This window comes from Bythopirellula superficialaquae, assembly GCF_059632245.1.
Genome location: NZ_CP197426.1, coordinates 463,719 through 479,355, shown reverse-complemented (window position 1 = coordinate 479,355; position 15,637 = coordinate 463,719). Strand labels below are relative to the sequence as shown.

The window sequence follows — 15,637 nt, the reverse complement described above, 5'->3', positions numbered from 1 at the left end:
GGAAAGCACGGCAATAGCCGCGCGGAAAGAATAAAGCGCCGCGATTCTAAACCGCCAGCAGAAATGGTCCTAGAGCGAGTCGCGTGCTAGCGGAATTCCAGATTTCCGAGCAAATCCTTCGCTCGCCTCGAACAAAGTCTATGTTAGAATTTAAAGACAAAGGTGAAATCCATGAGCACAAGCCGATTCACAGAACGTGATGCTTTTAACGCCTACATCGATCATCGATGGGGTGGCGACCTCAATGGCACAAGCCTCGAAGAAGCTCTCCAAGAATTTCGACGCTACCAAAGTGAACTTGGAGTTGCTCGAACAAAAATCCAAGAAGCCATCAAGTCCAGCAAACTCGGTGAATCTCGCCCGATGGATGACGAACGTGTCGCGGCTTTGTTTGATCGTCAAGACGCCTTGCTTCAAGTAAAGCTTAAGTCACACCCCTCTATCGCTACAGCGCCAAGCCCAGAGAAATTAGCCACGGATTGAGCACAGAATGAACACGGATATTAAGAATAGAGAAGGTTTTTTACGCAACGGCAACGGTATCCCCCACGGGACATTACTCCCAATGGTCCGTGTTTCATCCGTGAAAATCAGTGGCTATCGTGCTTCTTTTCATTATGAACCATGCACAGTGGAATGCCCTATTGAAGAGCAAGAAGTCTGAGTTGCTTCGTTCTTACAAATCAAAATTAAACGTCCGCGTGATATAACGCCACATCCGCCAGGCCAATGTGCGGGGCTCAGTCTGAATCCGGGCCGTGCCCGTCAGGCCGTTGCGAAATAGCCCCAGCGAATTATCGAGCCGCACTTCCGCTTGATACGAGGTCGACAGCGGTTTGACTGACCCATTCGGGTCATGCTGAGCGGGGACCGCGCCCCCCGATGTGCTGGCCAGCCGTGGGCTCACCGATTCCATCTGGTCATCGGCGATTGATTCCACGGTGCTATTAAACACATGATAAGCCGACTCGTTGAACATGAGTCGCACTTTCTGCCCTTCTTTCACCAAGTCCATCTCGCTCTGACTGATCACGAGCACCGCGTCCCATTCGTCGGGATCGCCAATCTGGCAAAATACATTATCCTGTCCATCGGGTGAAAACGAGGCTCCAATGTTTTTCTCTTCCATCGGCCAACCCGACCACCCCGCCAGCGCGATCTGCTGCTCACCCGTTTGATCGGCCCGATAGGGGGGCGGTATCACCGTGCCTGCCTGCTTGGCGCGCAGCTCCAACCGCTTCATGTCGTCGGCCTTCTGTTTCATCTGTTCATCGAGAGCCGCCAAGCGTTGCCGAATGAGTTCGATCTGTAAGCCAGCGTTCGGATCGTGAAACTGCATTTGGTATAAGGTCTCCAGCTGAGCTTGGCTCGCCTCGCGTTCCCCACGTAGCTTTTCGACCTCAAGCTCGAGATCGACATTGCTCATCCGCGCCAGAAGCTGGCCATTCTCAACATGTTCGCCCGGTTTGACATAAACCTCTTCCAAAGTCCCCGCCACGTCGAAGTACACCGTTTCCGCGTCGCGCGGCTGCAATTCAAACTCGCACATCACGCTCATCGGAAACGGGATGAACCAGATCGCTCCAATCACGGCCGCCACCACGGCCATGCTGGCATACATGCGAACCTTTTTCACTTTGCTCAACCTCCCCGGCACGCGAAAGAATTTGAAAATCTTCACAAGCGGCATCACCAACATGCCGTAGATCGAACCCAGCGCGATCATCTGCCCCAAAATCTTCAAGCCATAGGGCTCGAACACTTTATTCAAGAAATACAAAATCGAGAGCAACACCACCCAGCGATAGAAGAACGACGCCACGGTGTACAGAGCGAACCACATCTGATGACGGTGCGGCAAAAACGGGTCTTCCTGTTCCTCCAAGCCTAAGCATAACCAACCGAGCTTCCTGTTCAGAATCGTGCTGGCCTTTTGCCGCAGATTCGGGATCTCCAAAATATCGCTCAAAATGTAATAGCCGTCATAGCGCAGCAGCGGATTCGCGTTGAACATGATCGTGCTGACCGAGCTGACGAACATAACGTTCAAGCAGAGATAATTCAAAAACCCGGGTTCGCTGAACCACCAAATGAACGTCGCGATTGAAGCGAGCACCACTTCCACGTACATCCCCGCAGCGCCGATCGCCGCGCGATGCCAACGATTGGGCAGCATCCACGAGTCTGACACGTTGCAATACAAGCACGGCGTGAGCACCAAAAACATCACCCCCATCTCGTGACATTCACCGCCGAAATGTTTGCACGACATCCCGTGCCCAAATTCGTGGATGATCTTGGTCACGCACAACACACCCGCCATCAGCATCCAATTCTGGGCCGCGAAAAATGAATTGAAAGATGGTAATTTCGCTTGAAACACGTCGAACTGCACGATCACGAGCGTCAACGCGCTCAACGCCAAAATCAGTGCGCAAATCGTTGCGGGAACGGTGAAGAACCACCGCACCCACGGATACATGGCGTTCAGGATCCGCTCGGGATCGATCCCCCGCATCCGAAACGACATGATATTGCTGAGGGACTGCAACAGCTCTTGCCGTTTTTTTTGATCGCGGCGTTTCTTGAGCTGCACCCCCTGCCCCGCCGAATCAGACAGCACAAGTCCGCTGCGGTGCAGCATGCCGATGAAATTCTGCAACTCCTCGACGCGAATTGTCTGCGGCGGGAATTCCTTTTCAAACCGTTCAGCAATATCTTCCAGGCTCGACTCACCGTCGAGCATCCGCAGCACCGCGTATTCCTCTTCTTCGAAGCGGAAATACTGAAGCCCCACCGGATCCTTGACCACCCAATAGACGCGACCTTGGTAGCGCTGCTTACGCGCCTTGAGATCGGGCCGCGCGCGAATGGCGAGCTTCCGCGACGAACTCGAAACGATGCTGTTAGATAACGTGGCCATGGGCTTCGCAGCGCGGAACTATTGCTGCTCCACGTGAATCGTCATCTTCGCCCGTGGGCTGAGGCTTGGCTGAATGGCCCAACTATCACCTTCCTTGGTGTTCTCCACTTCGGCGCGCACTCCCCAGTAGCCGCCACTTTCCACGAGCTGGCTCACGTGAACGATCTTACCCGGCAATGACTTTTCCTTCCCCCGCGCCCGTGGCACGGTCACAGTCACGCTCTGTCCCAACAATTCTTCGCGATCGAATTGATTCACGGGGACCTTGGCCTCGGCGTACAGCTTGTCGAATCGCATCAACGTGAGAATCGGATCCCCCGGATTGACCCACTCGGATTTCTCGCGATGCAATCTTACAACTTCGCCATCAAAGGGGGCGAACATTGTCCGTTTCTCGAGCGCAACTTCCGCCGCGGCGCGTTCCGCAGATTTCGTCTTGGCATCGAGTGCAGCCAACAGTTGATCTTTATCGGCCTTCTCGATCTGGAGTTGGCTTTTCTCGTACATCAACTTCTTTTGCGTGACTTCAATTTCGGGAACAGCACCGGGCGAGCGCCGGTTGGCTTCAACGTCGCGGTCCCAATCTTTCTTGGCCACTTCGGCGCTCTTCGCCGCGAAACGACGTTCGATATCATCCTTCGCCTTTTGTAGGGCCTGTTCCTCGGCAAACTTCGCGATCTTCACGGCCGCCTTCGCTTCGCGGTCGTCGATCACGCCGATCTTGTCCCCCTCCTTCACCGAAGTGCCTTCAATCACACCGAGCTCGGTGATGACCCCTTCCTTCTGAGCAGGAAGTTCCACTTCGTCCTTCACGCGCACATGGCATGGTTCGAACACGTGATCCGAAGCCGTGCCATTCGCCCAAACCCCATTGGTCAGGCAATGCACCGCCAGTAAAGCTACCGTCAATCTCATCAAGCAATCTCCTCAAGCAACCGTCGGCCTGAACAATTCAAGCTTCCGTAATTATCGCTTGCCCCTAGAGTCGGAACAGGATTCGCGACTGAATGAACTCAAACAGGTCGTGCAGCAGGACGTAGCCCACGGGTTTCTGGCCGCACATGACTTTGACTTTCGCGTCGGCTCCCACCTTGAGCTCATTGACGGGGTCGCTCACCAACCGCTTCAAGTCTTCCTGGGGGAACGAAACGATCATCCGCACGGTGTTTCCTTTTTCGCCTTGCACTTCGGCGCTGGTGTCAATTTCTTCGACCGTGCCCGTGAGATGCTCGGCAGAATGCGTAGCCAGGATGAACGACACTTCCAGCTTGGCGTTCGGATCTTGCTTACGCAGTTCCTGGAAGTATTCAACAACATGCCCCATCTTGGCTTCGGGCAAATAAACTTCCAGCTCCCAATCGCTCGCAGGATCGGCGATCTCCATCAGCCGCTGACCTTTTTGCACGTTGCGGTTCTCGATCAACTGCCGCACCTTCCAGGTGACAACGCGACCATCAATCGGGCTGCTGACTGTTAATTCGGCTTCTTTTTCGTCAAGCAACTGTCGCTGTTTCTCAGCACTCAACCGCTGCTTCTCGAATTGGGCGAGCTTTCCCGTCAGTTGTTCGAGTTCCACGGGGTCACGTTCGGGATTGTTGGTGAGCATCTGTCGCTGGCGATCGGTCGTGGCGATTTCTTCCAACAACCGTTGATACTCGCCGTCGAGCTGCGTGATCTGCGACTCCAGATCGACGCTCCGCATCTTGGCCAACAGATCGCCCTTTTTGACGTTCTGACCATGCACCACCGGCACTTCGGTCACGAGGCCATCTATGCCCGCAAACACGTCGCGGCGCACTTCGGGGAGCAGCTTCCCGTCGGCCACCATCGTGAAGTCGTATTTCACCGTGCAGAGCGCAATCACCGCTGCGGCAATCAAGAGGCTGGCCGCGATCGTTTTGGGCAAATTTCTCGCGGTGACCAGCACGCGCGTCTTGCCCAACAGCCGCCACAAGGGGAGCAGAAATAATCCTTCAAATTCCTGGGCATTGGTGAGCGCCGTCGCGCTATGGCGACGCACGACTTCGATCCGCTGGAGCATCCCATCGGGAGGCCGACTATCGACCAATTGCTCGATGACAATCGCCCCCAGGATGTTCTCGGCCTTCTTATCGCGTTTCGCTTCGGGCGAATCGTCGAGTTCCTTGTCCGACTCACGCAGCGGCAGCACCGCTAGTTGTTTGGTGTGAGATTCATCGACGTAAGCGTTGACCGCTTTTTCAACTTGCGGCGCAAGGTCCGACGTATCGCCGGTGAACCACAAATCGTCCCCCGTGCGAGAGACCGTCGTCGCCAGTTCGCGAAGCAGACGGACAACGTTTGATCGCTTGTCGAACGTATCCTGACCGCTGATCGCCGTGACTTGATACTTGGTCCCTTTGCGCAGCACCACGGTCACGCGGTCGCAACCAACGAGCCGGCGTCCTTCGTTGGCAATCGTGTAGGCTGTCTCGCGCGAGTCGAGCGCTTTGTGAACCAGCGTGGTGAACGCTTCGAGTTGTTCCCACAAACTTTGCTTGGTCGTGAAATGCTTCAACCGCCGCGACTTGACGTATTCCCCCGCCAGTTCGCTAATCTGGACCAGGAAGCGCAAATACCCGCGCTGCGTAGTGGGCCGTCCCCCGGCACGCTGAAAGATTTCGATCATCCCTTCGACGCCGCGGTCGCTGATGATCGGCGTGAGTACCAACAGAAAGGCCGTCGGGTTGCCGGCGTCGTCTTGCGATTCGCCCCCCGAGTGCGGCTGCACGATCGTCGGCTCGCCTTTGTCGATCAGTTGCTTGAGCATTCGCCCATGCTGCATCTGAGCTTGTTCGCTCTCGGCGAGTCCGGTCTGGCGCAGGTTGACTTGGTATTCCAGCTTGAGCGCGCCGTTTTCTTCGAGCATCCACACGACGCCGCCAATCGCCGCCAGTGCTGAGACCGACTTATCCATCATCGCGGCGAAAAATTCGGCCGGCTCGATTCCCGAACGGCTCAATTCGACCACTTCTTGCACGAGACTTTGAATCTCGAACTTCGCGCGCTGGACGGCATCGTCGTCAGGGGAGTTTTGCGCTGAAGACACAGTGGCTTGCGAGGGGTCGGATGAAGTGGACACGGCGGACCATGACGAGCGTAAGGGGATATCATCGAACGGTTTAGGCTACGCAAACCCCGAAAGTGGGTGGGCGATAGCATTTCATTCGAACTCATCGGCCTGATGGCTTCAGGCAATTATCATTGTGGTGCTTAGACCGCCAACGTCAAACATCATACAGGGTCGAAGGTTACGACACGGGGCGTTTTGACCGTCACAAAGCGCGCATTCCGCCCAAAACCAGCCCGTGCTGCCAGCACCCAACTGTCGGCCTGCGGAGAGCGACAACTCCCTGGTCACCCATTCAAGGCGGAAAAACGGCTCCAACCCCGGCCAAATTCCACATCTCGCTTGGAACTCAGCCCGGGAAGTGGTAGGATTAAAAGACTTGTTGCCATGTCTCGGCGTCGAGAGTAGGCGGCACAAGAAATCGATTCCCAACGAAAGATTTTATGTCGAAGCAGAAAGAAGAGGCCCTTGAAGTTGAAGGGGTCGTCACCCAGGCATTGGCCAATACGCGATTTCGCGTTGAAATCGAGGGGGGACACGTCGTCACCGCTCACGTGGCCGGCCGGATGCGCAAGCACTTTATCCGCATCGTCCCCGGCGACAAGGTGCGGGTGGAACTCTCCCCTTACGACCTGACCAAGGGCCGCATTACCTTCCGCGAGCGCTAAGCCGCTCCTTTCTACCGCAGCATTTCGCCCGGAAAGCTCAAACTGCGCTCTGAACTGGGCTGCCACGATCTCAATGGGGGCCACTGCTGACGCTCATTGAGGGTGCCACTGCTGGCTCGCCCAGCGGTGTTTATAGCGGCACGGGGAACGAGCATCCCCTGGCCCCGGCCGCTCCTCCCTGAGCGCCCCTCAAACAGCCTGCCTTTCCTTGCCGAATTTCCCTAATTCTCTGCAATAACCTCGTCCCGCCGGGCGTATAACAGTATAACTATCTACCCGCCTGCCGTTTCGGCCGCAAATCGGGCGCCGCCCTCGCCTTCGAGCAACATGCAATCACGAGGCACACGCGGTCTTTATTTATTCGACTTACGGAGAATCACTGTGAAGAATCGAAGCTTTTCCATCCGGAAATTTTTCTCAATCGCGCTTATCGCGAGTTTCGCCCTGTCGGCCGTCGCCGGCACCGTGCGTGCCCAAGCGACCACCGAAATGAAGCCGGTCGTTTTGATCACGCTCGCTGGTTACGACGCCCTCAAGCAAGACGTCAACTTTATTGGCAGCCTGGCCGGTCAGCCGGAACTCGCTTCCCAATTCGAGCCGTTCATTCTTGGTTTCACCCAAGGTTTGGAAAAGAATCAGCCGCTCGGTGTGCTCATTCAAAGCGATGGCATGAACTTCGGCGGTGCGATCTGCCTGCCGATCAAGGACCTCGCCACCTTCGTGGGTAACCTCAAGGCCTTCGGTGTCACCACCGCCGACGCGGGTAACGGCATCACCCAAATCACCGCCAACGGCCAAACGCTCTTCGGCAAGAACGAAGGGGGCTGGACATTCCTGTCGATGATGCCGCAAATGCTCGAAGGCCTCCCCGCCGATCCCGTCGCGGCCTTTAAGTCGCTGGTCGACGAATACGACCTCGGCATTCGCGCCAACGTGCAGAACATTCCCGAGCCGTATCGTCAAATGGCGATGCAACAACTTCGCGCGGGCATGGAAGCGGGCATGAAACGCAAGCCCGACGAAACCGACGAACAATACCAAGCTCGCACCGCCCTCGCCAACGGCCAAGTCGAACAACTTGAACGGATGATCAAAGAAATCGATCAGTTCACGTTCGGCCTATCGATCGACGGCGATCAGCAACGGGCCTTCATCGACTTCATCTACACGGCGGTCGCTGGTACGCAGCTCGCCGATCAGTTGAAGACCATGCAGGACACCAAGACCAACTTTGCTGGATTCTTCCAACCCGATGCCGCCGGCATGATGATGACCGCTTCCACGGTCAACGAAAGTGACGTCGCTCAGACGAAGCAAATGGTCGAATCGCTGCGGTCGCAAATCGCCAACGCGATTGATGAACAAGACGATCTGGATAGCGAAGCCGACAAGGAAAACGTCAAGGCAGCCTGCAACGATTTCATCGACGCCTTGGTTGCCACGATTGAAGCCGGCAAGATGGACATGGGTGCCGTGGCCAATGTTTCGCCCGAAGCCGTGACCGTGGTGGCTGGCGGTTTCATTGCCGACCCCGCGAAGGTCGAAGCCGGTCTCAAGAAACTGGCTGAAGTGGCTAAGAACAAGCCCGATCATCCTGCCCCCAAGTGGAGTGCGGAATCGCATGCGGGCGTGACGTTCCACACCCTCAGCGTTCCCACCCCCAAGGAAGATGAAGCCACGAAGCTCTTCGGCGAAACGATTGATTTCGCCGTCGGCATCGGCAAGGATTCGGTCTACTTTGCGATGGGTCGTGATTGCCTGACCGCCGCCAAGAAAGTGATCGATGATTCCGCAGCCAGCCCCGGCAAGTCGATTGCCCCCATGGAATTGAGCATCTCGGTTGGCCAAATCATCAACACGATTGCCGCCTTCGAGACCGAAGACCAAGTGCTTCAAGCCGTGGCCGAAACTCTCAAGACCGAAGCCGTTGGCCGCGATCACGTGAAGATCGTTGCCCAGCCAGTTGAAAACGGTCTGCGGACTCGCTTCGAAGCTGAAGAGGGCGTCATGCGTGCCATCGGCGTCGCCGTCAAAGCGTCGCAGATGCAGGCCATGGGCGCTCACGGCGTTCCCGCTGGTGCGGTTGAGTAACGTATCAAGTTACTCCAATTCGTTCCTACAACAGACGGGCATCGGTTACCTAGGTAGCCGATGCCCTTTTTGTTGGATATACTCTCCGTCTCACCATGACAGCTCAGGGAGGCGGCGGCGATGGAAAAGACTTCACTGGTACTTACGGTTTTAGGGCGCGATCAACCGGGACTCGTTGATTCGCTCGCGGCGATTGTCGCCGAACATGGCGGCAACTGGGTCGAGAGCCGCATGGCTCATCTCGCGGGCCAATTCGCCGGCATCTTACGCGTGGAAATTGCTCCCGCCCAGGCCAACGCCCTCTCCGCGGCGGTCAAGAATCTATCAGCCCAAGGTTTGGAATCGATGGTCTGCGCCGATCCCACGGGGGCCACGGCGGCCACGGGAATGATCGCACAGCTCGATCTCGTAGGCCTCGACCAACCCGGCATCGTTCGCAAGGTGAGCCAAGTTCTCGCCACCAAGGGAGTGAACGTGGAAGAGCTCGCCACCGAATGCACCGCCGCCCCCACCACGGGCCAATCCCTCTTTCACGCCACGGCCCAACTTCGCCTGCCACAAGGCTTGGAAATCGAATCCCTCCGCGTGGCGCTCGAGCAAGTCGCCGCTGATATGATGGTTGATCTTACGTTGGAGTGAGTGCGACTATTTCATCTGCCATTCTTTAATCGCCTGAATCGGATAGAACAACATCAAGATATTCAGCAGCAAGCTGTCGCGGATCGTGAAAATCAGCAGCACTTCGCAGGCGAAGAACACCACCCACGTAGCCCGCCAACCGATTTTGTGGGCGACGACGATCCCCAGAAAACACGCGAGCAGATCGCCAAAACTGTTGAGAATCGAATCCCCCGTGTAACCGAGCGCCGCCGTCGCTTCGCGGTAACGGTCGATCACCCAAGACGTGTTCTCAACGATTTCCCAAGCCGCTTCAATGGCCAGAGCCAACCACAATTGCCACTGCCATTTCCACCGTTTGAAAACAATTCGCACGGCCCAGAAAAACACGAGGCCGTGTTGAAAATGCGTGAGCGTATACGGATCGGCCAGATGTTGCGACGTATGCGAGCCGTTATGATCGTTAACCCAAAACTTCAACGAGCCGCATTCGCAAAACCAAACCCGACCCTGGGCGCGAAGCTGCCAAACCGTCAGCACCATCGTGGCCACAATCGCCAGCCACGGCCAATTCTTCCGCTCAAGGATTTTCAGCTGCATGCGGTTCCCAAGTCAAAATCTATTTCGACAAACTCAACACCACGACCGAATGAGGCGGCAGAACGGCCTTCAACGTGCCGTTTTGAATCTCCGCGTTTTTGAACTCGGTGGGCTTCACGTGCCCCGGCTTATCAAATGTGTTGTGGGCATCCAGGGCAGACGCTGTCAGCACGCGGCCTGTCATTTTCGTGGCCTCGATTCCCTTGAGCTCGCATTGCACCTGCACCGGATCGTTCGCGCTTGTGTTCACCAACGAAATATAAACGACGCCATCCGCCGCTTGCGAAGCCGAAATACTGGCCGCGGGGATTTCCTGATCTCCATATTTGTAAGCCGACGTTTCGATCTCCACCGGCAAGTAGGTCGTGTCCTGATGTACCTTGCACATCTCAAACGCATAGTAAGTCGGCGTTAGAATCATCTTCTCCCCTTCGGTGAGAATCATCGCCTGCAACACGTTGACCATTTGCGCGATGTTCGCCAGCTTCACGCGTTCATTGTGCTTGTGAAAGATATGGAAATTCAGCACCGCCACGAGCGCGTCGCGCATCGTATTTTGCTGATACAAGAACGCGGGGTTCGTGTTCTCTTCGTTCTTGTACCAAGTCCCCCATTCATCGACGAACAAGGGAATTTTCTTCTCGGGATCATAGCCTGTGAGAATACTGTCGTTCGCTTCAAGAATATCATCCATCTTGAGCGTCTCGTGCAGAATGCCAAACCACTTTTCTTCGTTGAAACCCGTGGCGGGGAGTTTATCGCTCCACGGTGCGGCGAGCGTGTAGTAGTGCAATGAGATCGCTTGCATGTGCCGACCAGCACGCAGCGTCACCGCATCCGTCCACGCGGGATCGCCGCCATTCGGTCCGCACGCCACGCGCACAAGTTTGTTGCCACTGAAGTCGGGGCAATACGTCGCGAACTGTTTGAACAAATAAGCATAGAACGCGGGGGTCATGTTCCCACCGCAGCCCCAGTTCTCATTCCCCACGCCGAAGTACGTGATCTTCCACGGCTTCTCACGTCCGTTGGCCCGTCGTAGATCGGCCAGTGTGCTCTTGCCGTCGTAAGTGAGATACTCAATCCAGTCGCGCATTTCACTGGGCGAACCGCTTCCCACGTTGCCGGCGATATAGGGCTCGGCCCCAACCAACTCACACAGGTCGAGGAACTCGTGCGTGCCGAAGGCATTCGTTTCGACCACTTGTCCCCAAAACATATTGACGGTCTTGGGTCGTTTGTCGCGCGGACCAATTCCGTCGCGCCAATGATAGTCATCCGCAAAACATCCCCCGGGCCAGCGCAAGTTCGGGCAGTTCACATTCTTGAGCGCTTCGATCACGTCGTTACGAATCCCGCGCGTGTTGGGAATCGGCGAATCCTCGCCCACCCACACGCCGTCGTAAATGCAGCGGCCCAAGTGCTCCATGAAGTGGCCGTAGATGTGGCGGCTGATTTGCCCCCCCGGCTGGTCGCCGTGGATTGTGCCGACGGCCTGCAAATCGTCGGCGGGAGCCTCCGCACCGAAAGCGCACCAAGAAATCGCTAGCAGCAGCGGGAAAAGTTTCGATAGTCTGGCCATGGCCGCTCACCTCGGAAAAGTCAGTGGGAATGGGAATCGCATTGACGAGCGAAAAGAATACGTCTTGAGCAGCATTTTGCCGGGAATTCCCAGTGCTGCAAGGGCTTAAGTGGCGGCGAGCGTTTCACCGAGGGCAGGGAAAAGCGCAGGTCGCGCTTGGCTTGAGCGGCCTCGTGGAGTAAGATTGTGACAGATTTCACAATGTTTTCCCGCGTAACCAACGCTCTCCCATAGCGCGTATCGAACCATGGCCAAAGCTGGTCCTCGTAAAAAAGTTCCCAAAGAGTTGGCGATCATCAACGCCGACAACTGCACCGGCTGCGAATCCTGTCTGGAAGTCTGCCCCGTGGATTGCATCACTTTGCTTTCGCTTGACGGCGGCATCGTGAAAGGCAATCAGCAGTGGTGCGAGATTGACCTCGAGCGCTGCGTCGGCTGCGAAGTTTGCGTCCATATTCCCGGAAAGAAATCGAATCCCTACGATTTGAAGGTCTGCCCCTGGGACGCGATCGAAATGGTCCCCACCGAGAAGGCGGCCCAAGTGATGGCCCAAGTCGGTGGCCCGCCGGAATACATCCGCGACAACTGGGACCGCCTGGTACGCACGGCCCAAAATCTCGCCGAACTCCGCGCCGCCAACTAAAAGTGTCATTCTGAGGGGCCAGCTTATTTTTATGGCACGACCCGAAGAATCTAGATAGTCAAGAGCGAAGAGTCCAGAGCATAGAACCAGACTGCATGGCACTTGACCCTGGACTCTCAGCTCTCAGCTAACTGGCCCATTACCCCGATTATTTCATTTCCGAGCAATTCATCGATTTCCACCAGCCATTGGTTCGCCTAAAATCGCGGATGACCATCCGTTCTTATCCCGTTGGTGCTTACGCGGAGCCTTGCGATGCGTCTTATCCTGACTGCCGAACAGACCAAGGAACTTGCCACGGCCAATGGCAGCGTGGAAGTCGTCGACACGAGTGGCGTCACGATCGGTTATCTCACCCTCGGTGACCCAGCCGCGACCGAAACTCACGAGCTCACCGAAGAAGATTTCGCCGAGTTGCGTCGGCACATGCAACAATCCGTGGCCGACAAAGCGCCGGCATTCAAAGCACATCAAGTGCGTGACCCGGCGTGATCTCTCAATGTTTAGGTCAAGATGGGACCCGATGTTTCCAATATCCTGGTTTACGATGCAAGTGAGCGACAGCCAAGATCAAGATATAGTTTTCACGTTGCTGGTAAACGACACCGTATGGAAATCGTCTGAGCCGATAGATGCGGCATTCTTGCTCATAAACACCCCAAGTTTCAGGATTTTCTTGTACTTGGCGCTCAGCAATACGAAGTTCTTCAAAAAAAGATTGTGCGACGATTGCACTTTTTGATAAATACCATCGCACTGTAGAAAGCACTTCGCTTCTTGCTTCCGGATGATATTTGATTGGCAAATTACTCGCCATGCATCATCTTTCTGACGTCTGCGTGAACATCGTCGGCAGAATGAAGAACTACGGTACCAGCATCTACCTCGCCGAGACGACGCGCGATTTCACTGCTCCATGCGGTTTTAATCGATTCGTCGGCGGTGCCTGTCTCTTCCAAGCTCAAATAAAGTTGATCGGCCAGCACTTCGCGTTCGCTTTGCGAGAGCTGCATCGCTTGATTGAGTAATTGCTCGGCATGTTGAGTCATTTGAATTCTCCTCATTGAATTTTAGCATGAATAACAATCAGCACCAACTCGCTCTTCACGCTGGCTTATCGCCATTCAAGCTTTCCCTTCCAACTCCGCCAGCTTTCGACCCAGTTCTTCACGCCAAGCATACGCACGGCACAACATCATCACCGCCACGCTCAGAAACGAAATGCCAATCAGCCCGAGCCAGATCGCCGCTTGCTGATCGCCACGAGTCACCGCCGTAACAACGGCCACAACCAAAAATAATGCACATGCTCCCGTGGCGACCCAGCCCGTGGCAATTTGATCGAGTGCCGTGGGGCAGCGCCGTCTCCACAGAATCCACGTGAGCACGCCGATCCACGCGCAGCCAATCAAACTTAATGCCCCAAACGCCACATGCAGCCTCAACGGCAACGGCCCGGACTCGGTCATCCACAACGAAAGAATCGCGGCCGTCATCACACTCGCCGCCAGCAACACCGCGCGATAAAACCACCGGCGTGGCGTAGAAAGTTCTCCGCGAATCATCGCCAAAACACGTTCGGTGGTCGGAGGGCTCAAAGTATTCGTAGTCATGATTTTTCTCCTGCTAAAACTTGCCGCAGAATTTGTCGTGCGCGAAACAGCCGCGACTTGATCGTCCCCGACGGCACGCCACAAATCTGCGCGACTTCATGGATGGGTAACTCTTGGTAATAGTGCAGCAACACGGCTTCGCGATCCGTCGGATGCAAGCGTTCCATACTCAACGCCAACCATTCCGTGCGGTCACTCTGCTCGATACTTTCATCAAGCATCGCGACATTGTTGAACTCCTCCGTGGGAGGCCGCCGATACGCCGCACGATAGCGGTCCGCAATCCGTCGCCGAGCGATGCCATACAACCACGCCGCCAGTCGCTCGGGGTCATTGAGTCTCACGAGCGAGCGGACCACTTCGAGCCAGACCGTTTGCAACACGTCTTCGGCCGTTTGTTCGTCAGCCACCATCCGCGCGATGAAACCCCACAACCGCGGCTGCCAGCGTTCGACCAACACCTCCCAAGCGGCGGGGTCTCCCAACTGGCATCGCACGGCGATAACGGCATCACTTTGTTCGACTGGCTGCATTATGAACTCCTGGCTCACCACTGTAGTCGTTTGAGAGAGCCCCGCGGTTCAGAATTTATGGCCAAAATTACCTCGGAATCATAAAACACTCCCAACGGCGTTAGCCGGCATCGTCCCGATGCCGTGTGATATGCACCGCGGCGAATTCCAACGCCCTGAACGGCCAAAAATTCTCCCCATTTTTCATTACTCCAGCCCAAAAATTCTTCCCCGGATTTTTGTAGAAATTGTGCCACACCCTGTGCTAGGGTGATGGGGAGCACCAGGGTCATTCTGAGAGAGCCTAAGCGACCGAAGAATCTAGCCTCCATCACCTTGCGTGTCGCATACTCGAAAAACGACTCCAACCGTCATTCCCGCGCAGGCGGGAATCCAGTTGCGTGGGAATGACAAACAACCGAACTTGATCAAACAAAAGACGTGAACAAGTTGATGAATCCTAAACAACAGCGAAACAGCGCGAAGATTGCTATGTACGGTTCCGCCGTAATAGCAGGAGCAGGAATAACCATGCTCTTTACCGATGCCATGCAATATACGATCGGAATTGCACTCAGCGTGTTTTGTATTGTGTTTGGCTGCTGGGCTGGTCGGATGGCCTACGGATTTTGGAAAGAAGTATAATAAAGAAACTAATCAGAAAACAGCTAACATGAAGATATTTGGCTTATTGGGCCCATTGGTGGCATTGGCATTTGTAAGTCAACTCGGATATTTGATGTATCGCGGGAATGGGTTGGGGATATTTGAAAGTGCATTACTTGGCCCATTGGCAATACTGTTGTTAATCGTTATCGGTATGCGTATCAAAGATTTGGCTAAATGTTTATTGCCCAAGTAAGCGGCTTGGCTGGCACGCTGTTAACAGTCAAACCTGAAACGAATTCCAATGGCAAGTAACAGCAACAAAGAATGGAAAAATTTGCGTGTCGGCGACCGAGTAAGAATTGTGCGATTACCACACTATGCCAACGATTCAAACAAAAGTTTTCGCGATGAGACTCGCAGCCTTTACAAGCGATTAATTGCTCGTGGACGTTCACTACGAGTCTATGAAGTTGATAAAGATGGTTTGCCGTGGGTTAACTGTCGCCTTAAACAAGCGGATGGCACAATAGAATCACATTATCTCGCGCTGAACGATGATAGTTGGATTCTTGTTAAACGGCGTACTTAACAGTAAAAAATTGCGAAACTATCATCACAAACAAACCCTACCAAGTTAACCAACCTGACCAACCAAAAAAACGGCAAGCGAACACAAAGAAAAGTTATGCT

The 15,637-nt window shown here is 55.0% G+C and carries 17 protein-coding genes; 8 read left to right on the top strand and 9 right to left on the bottom strand.

The features are described from left to right. Positions 1-171: 171 nt before the first annotated feature. Entirely contained in the window at positions 172-483 is a 312-nt protein-coding gene (locus SH678x_RS02140) for a hypothetical protein (RefSeq protein WP_496921240.1), read from the top strand. A gap of 193 nt (positions 484-676) precedes the next feature. Here the strand turns inward: SH678x_RS02140 and SH678x_RS02135 are convergent, their stop codons facing one another. The 3 genes from SH678x_RS02135 to SH678x_RS02125 all read right to left on the bottom strand — a co-directional run bounded on the left by SH678x_RS02135 (position 677) and on the right by SH678x_RS02125 (position 5,990). Next, positions 677-2,923, bottom strand: a complete 2,247-nt coding sequence (locus SH678x_RS02135) for a hemolysin D (RefSeq protein WP_496921239.1) — start codon at positions 2,921-2,923, stop codon at positions 677-679. Positions 2,924-2,941: 18 nt separating this feature from the next. After that, positions 2,942-3,838 carry an HlyD family secretion protein gene (locus SH678x_RS02130; RefSeq protein ID WP_496921238.1) on the bottom strand — a complete coding sequence of 299 codons (897 nt, stop codon included), beginning with the start codon at positions 3,836-3,838 and terminating at the stop codon, positions 2,942-2,944. Positions 3,839-3,902: 64 nt separating this feature from the next. Further along, entirely contained in the window at positions 3,903-5,990 is a 2,088-nt protein-coding gene (locus tag SH678x_RS02125) for an efflux RND transporter periplasmic adaptor subunit (RefSeq protein ID WP_496921237.1), read from the bottom strand. A gap of 464 nt (positions 5,991-6,454) precedes the next feature. Between SH678x_RS02125 and infA the strand changes: the two genes are divergently transcribed. The 3 genes from infA to SH678x_RS02110 all read left to right on the top strand — a co-directional run bounded on the left by infA (position 6,455) and on the right by SH678x_RS02110 (position 9,409). Then, positions 6,455-6,679 (top strand): translation initiation factor IF-1, encoded by a 225-nt coding sequence (gene infA / locus SH678x_RS02120; protein ID WP_496921236.1) that lies wholly within the window; start codon positions 6,455-6,457, stop codon positions 6,677-6,679. Positions 6,680-7,060: 381 nt separating this feature from the next. Beyond that, positions 7,061-8,770 (top strand): hypothetical protein, encoded by a 1,710-nt coding sequence (locus tag SH678x_RS02115; protein WP_496921235.1) that lies wholly within the window; start codon positions 7,061-7,063, stop codon positions 8,768-8,770. A gap of 120 nt (positions 8,771-8,890) precedes the next feature. After that, positions 8,891-9,409, top strand: a complete 519-nt coding sequence (locus SH678x_RS02110) for a glycine cleavage system transcriptional repressor (protein WP_496921234.1) — start codon at positions 8,891-8,893, stop codon at positions 9,407-9,409. A 6-nt stretch (positions 9,410-9,415) separates the two neighbouring features. Here the strand turns inward: SH678x_RS02110 and SH678x_RS02105 are convergent, their stop codons facing one another. Further along, positions 9,416-9,988, bottom strand: coding sequence for a DUF2585 family protein (locus SH678x_RS02105; RefSeq protein ID WP_496921233.1), 573 nt, complete (start codon positions 9,986-9,988; stop codon positions 9,416-9,418). 19 nt (positions 9,989-10,007) lie between these two features. After that, entirely contained in the window at positions 10,008-11,570 is a 1,563-nt protein-coding gene (locus SH678x_RS02100) for an alpha-N-arabinofuranosidase (RefSeq protein WP_496921232.1), read from the bottom strand. Between the two features lie 247 nt (positions 11,571-11,817). On the opposite strand from SH678x_RS02100, the gene SH678x_RS02095 reads away from it, so the two are divergent. Both SH678x_RS02095 and SH678x_RS02090 read left to right on the top strand, forming a co-directional pair. Beyond that, on the top strand, positions 11,818-12,213 hold the full coding sequence (locus SH678x_RS02095) for a 4Fe-4S binding protein (RefSeq protein WP_496921231.1): 396 nt from the start codon (positions 11,818-11,820) through the stop codon (positions 12,211-12,213). Positions 12,214-12,468: 255 nt separating this feature from the next. Then, entirely contained in the window at positions 12,469-12,705 is a 237-nt protein-coding gene (locus SH678x_RS02090) for a hypothetical protein (protein WP_496921230.1), read from the top strand. A gap of 16 nt (positions 12,706-12,721) precedes the next feature. Here SH678x_RS02090 and SH678x_RS02085 read toward each other — a convergent pair whose 3' ends face one another. From SH678x_RS02085 to SH678x_RS02070, 4 genes are all read right to left on the bottom strand, one after another. Further along, complete coding sequence (locus tag SH678x_RS02085) at positions 12,722-13,030, bottom strand: type II toxin-antitoxin system RelE/ParE family toxin (RefSeq protein ID WP_496921229.1); 309 nt, start codon at positions 13,028-13,030, stop codon at positions 12,722-12,724. Next, positions 13,020-13,262 (bottom strand): addiction module protein, encoded by a 243-nt coding sequence (locus SH678x_RS02080; protein ID WP_496921228.1) that lies wholly within the window; start codon positions 13,260-13,262, stop codon positions 13,020-13,022. The genes SH678x_RS02085 and SH678x_RS02080 overlap by 11 nt, the downstream gene beginning before the upstream one ends. Positions 13,263-13,337: 75 nt before the next feature. Continuing rightward, the gene (locus SH678x_RS02075; RefSeq protein ID WP_496921227.1) at positions 13,338-13,826 is read right to left on the bottom strand and encodes a hypothetical protein; all 489 of its coding nucleotides are present in this window, start codon (positions 13,824-13,826) and stop codon (positions 13,338-13,340) included. Further along, complete coding sequence (locus tag SH678x_RS02070) at positions 13,823-14,359, bottom strand: RNA polymerase sigma factor (RefSeq protein ID WP_496921226.1); 537 nt, start codon at positions 14,357-14,359, stop codon at positions 13,823-13,825. Before SH678x_RS02070 ends, SH678x_RS02075 begins: the two co-directional genes overlap by 4 nt. A 432-nt stretch (positions 14,360-14,791) precedes the next feature. Here SH678x_RS02070 and SH678x_RS02065 point away from each other — a divergent pair, with 432 nt between their 5' ends. Beyond that, a complete protein-coding gene (locus SH678x_RS02065; protein ID WP_496921225.1) occupies positions 14,792-14,983 on the top strand; it encodes a hypothetical protein in 192 nt (63 codons plus the stop codon). Between the two features lie 265 nt (positions 14,984-15,248). Further along, the gene (locus SH678x_RS02060) at positions 15,249-15,536 is read left to right on the top strand and encodes a hypothetical protein (RefSeq protein WP_496921224.1); all 288 of its coding nucleotides are present in this window, start codon (positions 15,249-15,251) and stop codon (positions 15,534-15,536) included. Positions 15,537-15,637: the final 101 nt, after the last annotated feature.

What these genes read in the sequence shown, in the direction of transcription:
- SH678x_RS02090 (WP_496921230.1), top strand. Translation starts at nt 12,469, where the DNA reads ATGCGTCTTATCCTGACTGCCGAACAGACCAAGGAACTTGCCACGGCC.
- SH678x_RS02110 (WP_496921234.1), top strand. Translation starts at nt 8,891, where the DNA reads ATGGAAAAGACTTCACTGGTACTTACGGTTTTAGGGCGCGATCAACCG.
- SH678x_RS02105 (WP_496921233.1), bottom strand. Translation starts at nt 9,988, where the DNA reads ATGCAGCTGAAAATCCTTGAGCGGAAGAATTGGCCGTGGCTGGCGATT.
- SH678x_RS02135 (WP_496921239.1), bottom strand. Translation starts at nt 2,923, where the DNA reads ATGGCCACGTTATCTAACAGCATCGTTTCGAGTTCGTCGCGGAAGCTC.
- SH678x_RS02140 (WP_496921240.1), top strand. Translation starts at nt 172, where the DNA reads ATGAGCACAAGCCGATTCACAGAACGTGATGCTTTTAACGCCTACATC.
- SH678x_RS02075 (WP_496921227.1), bottom strand. Translation starts at nt 13,826, where the DNA reads ATGACTACGAATACTTTGAGCCCTCCGACCACCGAACGTGTTTTGGCG.
- SH678x_RS02060 (WP_496921224.1), top strand. Translation starts at nt 15,249, where the DNA reads ATGGCAAGTAACAGCAACAAAGAATGGAAAAATTTGCGTGTCGGCGAC.
- SH678x_RS02095 (WP_496921231.1), top strand. Translation starts at nt 11,818, where the DNA reads ATGGCCAAAGCTGGTCCTCGTAAAAAAGTTCCCAAAGAGTTGGCGATC.
- SH678x_RS02065 (WP_496921225.1), top strand. Translation starts at nt 14,792, where the DNA reads ATGAATCCTAAACAACAGCGAAACAGCGCGAAGATTGCTATGTACGGT.
- SH678x_RS02080 (WP_496921228.1), bottom strand. Translation starts at nt 13,262, where the DNA reads ATGACTCAACATGCCGAGCAATTACTCAATCAAGCGATGCAGCTCTCG.
- SH678x_RS02130 (WP_496921238.1), bottom strand. Translation starts at nt 3,838, where the DNA reads ATGAGATTGACGGTAGCTTTACTGGCGGTGCATTGCCTGACCAATGGG.
- SH678x_RS02070 (WP_496921226.1), bottom strand. Translation starts at nt 14,359, where the DNA reads ATGCAGCCAGTCGAACAAAGTGATGCCGTTATCGCCGTGCGATGCCAG.
- infA (WP_496921236.1), top strand. Translation starts at nt 6,455, where the DNA reads ATGTCGAAGCAGAAAGAAGAGGCCCTTGAAGTTGAAGGGGTCGTCACC.
- SH678x_RS02085 (WP_496921229.1), bottom strand. Translation starts at nt 13,030, where the DNA reads ATGGCGAGTAATTTGCCAATCAAATATCATCCGGAAGCAAGAAGCGAA.
- SH678x_RS02100 (WP_496921232.1), bottom strand. Translation starts at nt 11,570, where the DNA reads ATGGCCAGACTATCGAAACTTTTCCCGCTGCTGCTAGCGATTTCTTGG.